Here is a 5,995-nt window from a genome sequence, read left to right as displayed (position 1 = left end):
TCCTGATAAGCCGGCAGCGCAACCGCGGCCAGGATGCCGATGATCGCGACGACGATCATCAATTCGATGAGGGTGAAACCTTGTTGAACTCGCTTCATGTGGTGCTCCAGGGGAAAAAAGGTGGTGAAACTCGCCCTGCTTCTGTTGCAGAGCCTGTGCCATGCCGGTGGGCTCGATATTTTGAGACTTATGACTAGTCAACTGACGCGGACGGTCACAAATTGTTGGGGCGGCTTACGACTGCGTCTTCGAACTGACGCAAAACGTCAGGAACCGTGTGCGCCAATTCAATGTATTGCCCGGCTTGCAAGGCATGGATGCGATGGGGTGTCTCGATCTTCGACACCCCGGCCATCACCGACGGAATTTCGCCCGGCTTGATGTGGGTGATATAGACATCGACGCTGCCGCCGAGTTGCGCCAACTCTTCACGCAAGGCCGTCGGGCACAGGTGCTGGCTGATGGTCGCGAGCTGGCGCTCGTCGTCACTGAAGGCCGTTTCGATGACCAGGTGCGCCACTTTCAGTGTCGCGAGGCGTCGCCACAACGCCGGATTGGGCCCCGTGTCGCCGGTGTAGACCCAAACACCTTGGTCCCCGCCCGCATCGACTGCAAAACCGACCGCCGGGACGGTGTGTGCGGCCGTCAGCACCTCGATCTTGTGATGGCCCACCGCGAGCACCTCGCCGACCTGCAGCGGCTCGAAACGCAGCGCCGGTGCCTCGGGCGAGGGCAGGCGGGTGAAGTCGGGCCAGATCACGCCATTGAAGATGTGCTGGCGAAGCGCGTCAAGCGTCTGGTGCAGGGCATGCACGACGATTGGCGGCCGGCGCTGGGCCGCTCGCGTGCGCATGACCGTGTCGGCCAGCAAGCCGATGGAGAGAACGTGATCAAGGTGCGAATGGCTGATGAAGATGTGATCGATGCGCGCCAGCTCTTCGAGGCTCAAATCGCCCACGCCGGTACCGGCGTCGATCAGGATGCGCTCGTCCAGCAGGAACGAGGTCGTCCTGCAGCCGGCGGCGATGGCCCCGGAGCAACCAAGGACGCGAATGATCATGGCTGGCGCTTTCTGGCGGCGTTACGGCCCCGACGTGTTCGATTTTGCGCTCTCTGAAGCCGTTGTCCGGGCCTCTGGTGGGTTCCTGGACGGGCAGGCATCTATCAGCCGCGCGCGCATGACACATATTGATGGGCGCAACACGCCCGCGCAAGGCGCCGAAGTCGCATTTCCTCGTGAATCGAGAGGGTGCGGCGGCGGCTGTGAAATGTTCACGCCAAGCCTGCGTCTTCGCAGGGATATCGCCACTGCCATGGACCGTGCGCGGGGAAGCGAATGGCGCACCTTGCCGCGTCAGGAAGGCGAACGCGCGACTCTAGCGGCCAGGCCTCAGAGCTGCACGAACTGCATTTGCGTGCCGGCCAATTCGATCACGTCGCCGTTCTTGAGCTGCACCGTTTCGCCGGTCAGCGGGTGGCCATTGACGGTCGGACGCGTGGTGCCCTCGACATGGGCGAAAACATAGCCGCCTGGGCGCTTGGTGATGGACGCCACCTGCACGCCAGGTTTGCCAACGGTCGTCACGACCTTGGTGAGGTTCACTTCCCGGCCGGCTGCGGCGCCGTTGAGCACGCGAATCGATGCCGCGACGACGCTCGAGCCGAGCGAACCGAATCCGGAACTGCCGAATCCGACGGTGGATGCATACCCGGCAGCGGACGGCGCAGGCGCAGCCGTAGGCAGCGATCCCGGCTTCATGATCATGGTCTTTTCGTAATCGGTGCCGTCTTCGAGCAGGTACTTGATCTTGTACTTGCCGATTTCAACGGTGTCGTTGTGCGTCAGAAGCTGCTTCTTGACCGCTTTACCGTTGATGTATGTGCCGTTGGTGCTGTTGAGGTCTTCGATGAAGACATCGGAGCCGACCATTTGCAACACGGCGTGTTCGCCGGACACCGCCAAGTTGTCGATCACGATGTCGTTGTAAGGCCGACGCCCAAGGGTCGTTTTGTCCTTTGTGATCTGAACTTCCTTGATCACCACCCCGTCGAGCGATACGACCAGTTTGCCCATGCTTTGACCTCGTGCCTCGTTGTCTTGTCTCGTCTTTCCGCCAGGACGAATCGCCCGTGAAAGCTGGTGCCCTTTATCGCCTGAAGGGCCACCACGAACGCGCCGGACCGTTGGTTCCGCGCACTCTTGCGAGTATCACCGAAATATTGTCCTTGCCGCCTGCGTCGTTGGCTGCATCGATCAAGCCGGACCCTCCCTCCTCCAACGAGTCGCTCGCCTGCAACAACTGGGCGATGGTTTCATCGTCGAGCATGTCGGACAACCCGTCCGAGCACAACAGATAGACGTCGCCGGGCATGGTGTCATGCAGGTGGGTTTCAAGCAGCACCGTGTCCTCGACCCCCACAGCGCGGGTGACGAGGTTCTTGTTGGCCGAGAAAGCGGCCTGCTCGACCGTGATGAGCCCCGCGTCGATCTGCTCCTGCAGCAGCGAATGGTCATGCGTGATCTGCGTGAGCCGCCCGGCTCGCAGCCGGTAGCCGCGCGAATCGCCGACGTGACCCATCAGCAGGCGCCCTTCGCGGAAAACGCCAACCACGAGCGTCGTGCCCATGCCCGCGAACTGGTGATTCGAATTGGCCGCGTTGAAGATGGCGCGGTTGGCGTTGTCGACGCAGATGTCCATGGCGCGCCGCACGTCAGTGTCGGACGCCGTGGCAGAGGCCTCCTGCAGCCAGCGGCCGAGCTCGGTCTTGATGAACGAGGTGGCCATGCCGCTGGCAACCTCGCCGGCGTTGTAGCCGCCCATGCCGTCGGCCAGCACGATCAGCGCGGACGGCTCGTCCACGGCCACCGAGTCTTCGTTGTTGTTGCGAGCGCGGCCAGTGTCGGTGGCGCAGAAGAACTCGAAACTCATGTTGTGCGTTGGCGGTGCGGCAAGCGGCTGAGGAGGGCCAGGGGACTCGACTCGAAGGGAGCGAATCAAGGCGAGGGATTGTGCCTTGGATCGGTTCGGCTTAGCTTCACGGTCGCGGCGAACCCATCGGATTTGGGGGGTGTGACATCACCAGAGGCAGCGGGCAAGCCCCCCACCTCGGGCACGAGGGCGCCAGCGATGACGCGCAAGTCCTCGGCGAACTGGCGGCCTTCGGCATAGCGCACTTCCGGTCGCTTCTCGAGTGCAAGTGCAACCGCGTTGGCCAGCGTCTCTGGCAGGTCGGGGCGCACGGTTCGCACGTCAGGCGCGGGGTCGTTGGCGATCTGGTACATGAGCTTGGCCATTGAATCTGCCGCATGAGGAAGCTGGCCCGTCAGCAACTGGAAGAGCATGACGCCCAGCGAGTACAGGTCGCTGCGGCCGTCGACGCGCCGTCCGGCCATCTGCTCGGGCGACATGAAGGACGGTGTGCCCAGCACCATGCCCGTGCGGGTACGGCTCGAGTCGGTAATGCGCGCAATTCCGAAGTCGGTGACCTTCACGCTGTCTTCGCTCGGATCGATCATCACGTTGGCGGGCTTGATGTCACGGTGGACGACGCCCTGGCTGTGCGCGTAAGCCAGCGCGTCGGCCACGCGCGCCACAATGTTCAACACCATGGGCACCGGCAGCAGGTCGGCCCCCGAGGTGTGGCGTTGCAGATCGTGGCCCTTGAGGTATTCCATCGCGATGTAGGCAAGATCCTGGTCCTCGCCGGCGTCGAAGATGGTCACGATGTCGCGGTGCTGCAACCGGCCCGCCGTCTCGGCTTCCCGGAAGAAGCGCGCCCGCGCTTCGACGAGCTCGGCCCCGTCGAACTCCTGGCTGAGCGCCATGGTCTTGATCGCGACCTGACGGCCGATCTTGGGGTCGTGCCCGAGGTACACCGCGCCCATGGCACCGCGGCCAAGTTGTCGATCGATGCGGTAGCGTCCGAGGGACGCCCGGTCAGGCGTGACGGTGGCCGGAGGAGGAATCGATGCCGGCGATTTGGTGGTGGACTTGACCGGCGGTGAAATACTTGGGGTCTTGGCCGGAAGTTTGACACCTGAAGCACTCGATGTGCGCGCGGCTCCCAAGCCCAAGTGCCCGAACAGCAATCCCAGCGCCGCCGGCCATGCCGGCCACCATGCGGACGCGAACTCGAGCAGCGCCCAGCTCGTTCCCATTGCGGCGATGGCGATCACGCCGCTGCACAGGGCCGCCGCACGCGGTCTCATTGAAGGGACGGCGACACGCAGGTACAACGCTACGCCAATGAGACTCAAACAGGCCGCAACGAGAGACCCCACCGACGAGTCCGGCGCAGACAGGCCACCTGTGAAGATTTGAACGAGCGTGTGCGATGCGGACATGCCTGCGCACGTTAGCACAGGCTTTCGCGCCAGTGGCCTCAAACCGAGCACTTGCAGCGGCCCGAGCCGCGTCGCGCCGGATCGTCAGTCGGCCATCGCCAGCACTGCGCTCAGTCCGGTGGTGATTGCAATCGGGGCCACCCACCGCATCGCGGTATCCGTCGGCTGCGTCGAGCTGATCGGCTCGTCGGCCTTGCCCAGCCGCGGCCGGCGCGCGTCCAAGAGTCGCAGCGGGCCAAGTCGCGCGGACAGCCTGGCCGACACGTTGACCAGTGGCCGCCGGGCCACGAGCTTCTCGACGCGGCTGCCTGCCTGCGCTTTCAACTCGGGTTCCAGATCGGCGAAAAGCTCAGCGGCCCAACGCTCGCGCCATTGGGCGCGCGCCGCGCCAGACACCCAGCGGCCGATGTGCCGCGTGAGTGTCGGCGGACAGGCGACTATCACCCAATAGGCAGCAACGCCTTCGACAACCATCGGCTGCAGGATGTGCCGTGCGTGCACGGCATCGTTGACGAACACGGCAATCTTTTCCATCTGGGTCTCCTGGTGGTGGGCGAAAGCGTGGTTCAGGTCGGTGACGGCGGAGTGGAGGCATGACGACGAGCAGCCCACCGTCCCGCTGCGAGCACGCCGGCAATGACCACGGCATGGGCGACAACTCGGTTCACGAGGCTCGGATCGAACACGGCGTCGAGCAGCGGCTCGCTCACGATCATCTGGGCTGCCGTGTACGCCAGCACCGCAGCACCGGCATAGGTGATGACGGGGAAACGCTCGACAAGCTTCAGTACGAGCGTGCTGCCCCACACGACGATAGGCACGCTGATCAGGAGGCCGATGATGACCAGATCGAACGCGCCGTGGGCCGCACCGGCCACGCCGAGCACATTGTCGACACCCATGAGGGCGTCGGCAACGATGATGGTCTTCATCGCACCCCAGAAGCCCGTCGCCTTCTGATGATGATCGTCGGCATCTTCTTGCGGCACGAGTAGTTTGTAAGCAATCCAGACCAATCCCACGCCACCCACGAGCATCAGGCCGGGAATCTTCAGGAGCCACACGACGCCGATAGTCATGATCGAGCGCACGACGACGGCGCCGACAGTGCCCCAGACGATGGCTCTTTTCTGAAGATGGGAAGGAAGGTTGCGCGCAGCAAGCGCGATGACGATGGCGTTGTCGCCGGCGAGTACCAGGTCGATCAAGACGATGGCCAGGAGGGCCGACAGCCAGGTAGAAGAGAAGAATTCCATGCGATCTCCATGAACAGTTGCACGACAAACGGTGCAAGTCGCCTGGAGTGCGGGCTCAAGGAACATCGGACGCCTTCGAGCCTGCCGACACGCGGCTTGCATCGAAGGTCTTGCTCGGCATGGAGTGATTTATTGTTGCCCGACAGACCGGAAGCCGAAGCTTCGTATTGACGACCTGCCGAAACTTTCGTGCGATTCCTTGTGAGGCTGCACTGGAGTCGAGCTACTCCCCTTCAAGCTTTCATTGAAGCACAAACGAAAAGCCCGGGCGAGGGGAGGGCCGGGCTCTAAAGATCTCAGAGGCTGAGAGTTTTTCGAGCGTGCCCGAGCAGCACGTCAAAAGGCGCCTGATCTAGGCGCAAAGCGCAGCCATAGCCCGGGCTATGGCGAGCAT

The 5,995-nt window shown here is 63.3% G+C and carries 7 protein-coding genes; all 7 read right to left on the bottom strand.

Features of this window, described 5'->3' with window-relative positions:
• Positions 1-98: pilin (locus AC30NL_RS15985; RefSeq protein WP_489464989.1), on the bottom strand; the 98-nt coding region annotated here is incomplete at its 3' end.
• 116 nt (positions 99-214) lie between these two features.
• Positions 215-1,060 (bottom strand): MBL fold metallo-hydrolase, encoded by an 846-nt coding sequence (locus AC30NL_RS15980; protein ID WP_489464988.1) that lies wholly within the window; start codon positions 1,058-1,060, stop codon positions 215-217.
• A gap of 330 nt (positions 1,061-1,390) precedes the next feature.
• Positions 1,391-2,074, bottom strand: a complete 684-nt coding sequence (locus AC30NL_RS15975) for an FHA domain-containing protein (RefSeq protein ID WP_489464987.1) — start codon at positions 2,072-2,074, stop codon at positions 1,391-1,393.
• Positions 2,075-2,147: 73 nt separating this feature from the next.
• Complete coding sequence (locus tag AC30NL_RS15970; RefSeq protein ID WP_489464986.1) at positions 2,148-2,930, bottom strand: Stp1/IreP family PP2C-type Ser/Thr phosphatase; 783 nt, start codon at positions 2,928-2,930, stop codon at positions 2,148-2,150.
• Positions 2,931-2,995: 65 nt separating this feature from the next.
• On the bottom strand, positions 2,996-4,345 hold the full coding sequence (locus tag AC30NL_RS15965) for a serine/threonine-protein kinase (protein ID WP_489464985.1): 1,350 nt from the start codon (positions 4,343-4,345) through the stop codon (positions 2,996-2,998).
• 84 nt (positions 4,346-4,429) lie between these two features.
• The gene (locus tag AC30NL_RS15960; protein ID WP_489464984.1) at positions 4,430-4,879 is read right to left on the bottom strand and encodes a hypothetical protein; all 450 of its coding nucleotides are present in this window, start codon (positions 4,877-4,879) and stop codon (positions 4,430-4,432) included.
• Positions 4,880-4,911: 32 nt separating this feature from the next.
• On the bottom strand, positions 4,912-5,601 hold the full coding sequence (locus AC30NL_RS15955) for a TerC family protein (RefSeq protein WP_489464983.1): 690 nt from the start codon (positions 5,599-5,601) through the stop codon (positions 4,912-4,914).
• Between the last annotated feature and the right edge of the window lie 394 nt (positions 5,602-5,995).

Source organism: Rhizobacter sp. (assembly GCA_021153565.1).
Lineage (GTDB): Bacteria > Pseudomonadota > Gammaproteobacteria > Burkholderiales > Burkholderiaceae_C > Albitalea.
Note: the sequence above shows the minus strand (reverse complement) of the source record. Positions and strands in the feature narration are given on the sequence as shown.

Bases quoted from the DNA above. Each gene is read 5' to 3' on its own strand.
- AC30NL_RS15975 (WP_489464987.1), bottom strand. From the start codon at position 2,074: ATGGGCAAACTGGTCGTATCGCTCGACGGGGTGGTGATCAAGGAAGTT.
- AC30NL_RS15960 (WP_489464984.1), bottom strand. From the start codon at position 4,879: ATGGAAAAGATTGCCGTGTTCGTCAACGATGCCGTGCACGCACGGCAC.
- AC30NL_RS15980 (WP_489464988.1), bottom strand. From the start codon at position 1,060: ATGATCATTCGCGTCCTTGGTTGCTCCGGGGCCATCGCCGCCGGCTGC.
- AC30NL_RS15955 (WP_489464983.1), bottom strand. From the start codon at position 5,601: ATGGAATTCTTCTCTTCTACCTGGCTGTCGGCCCTCCTGGCCATCGTC.
- AC30NL_RS15970 (WP_489464986.1), bottom strand. From the start codon at position 2,930: ATGAGTTTCGAGTTCTTCTGCGCCACCGACACTGGCCGCGCTCGCAAC.
- AC30NL_RS15965 (WP_489464985.1), bottom strand. From the start codon at position 4,345: ATGTCCGCATCGCACACGCTCGTTCAAATCTTCACAGGTGGCCTGTCT.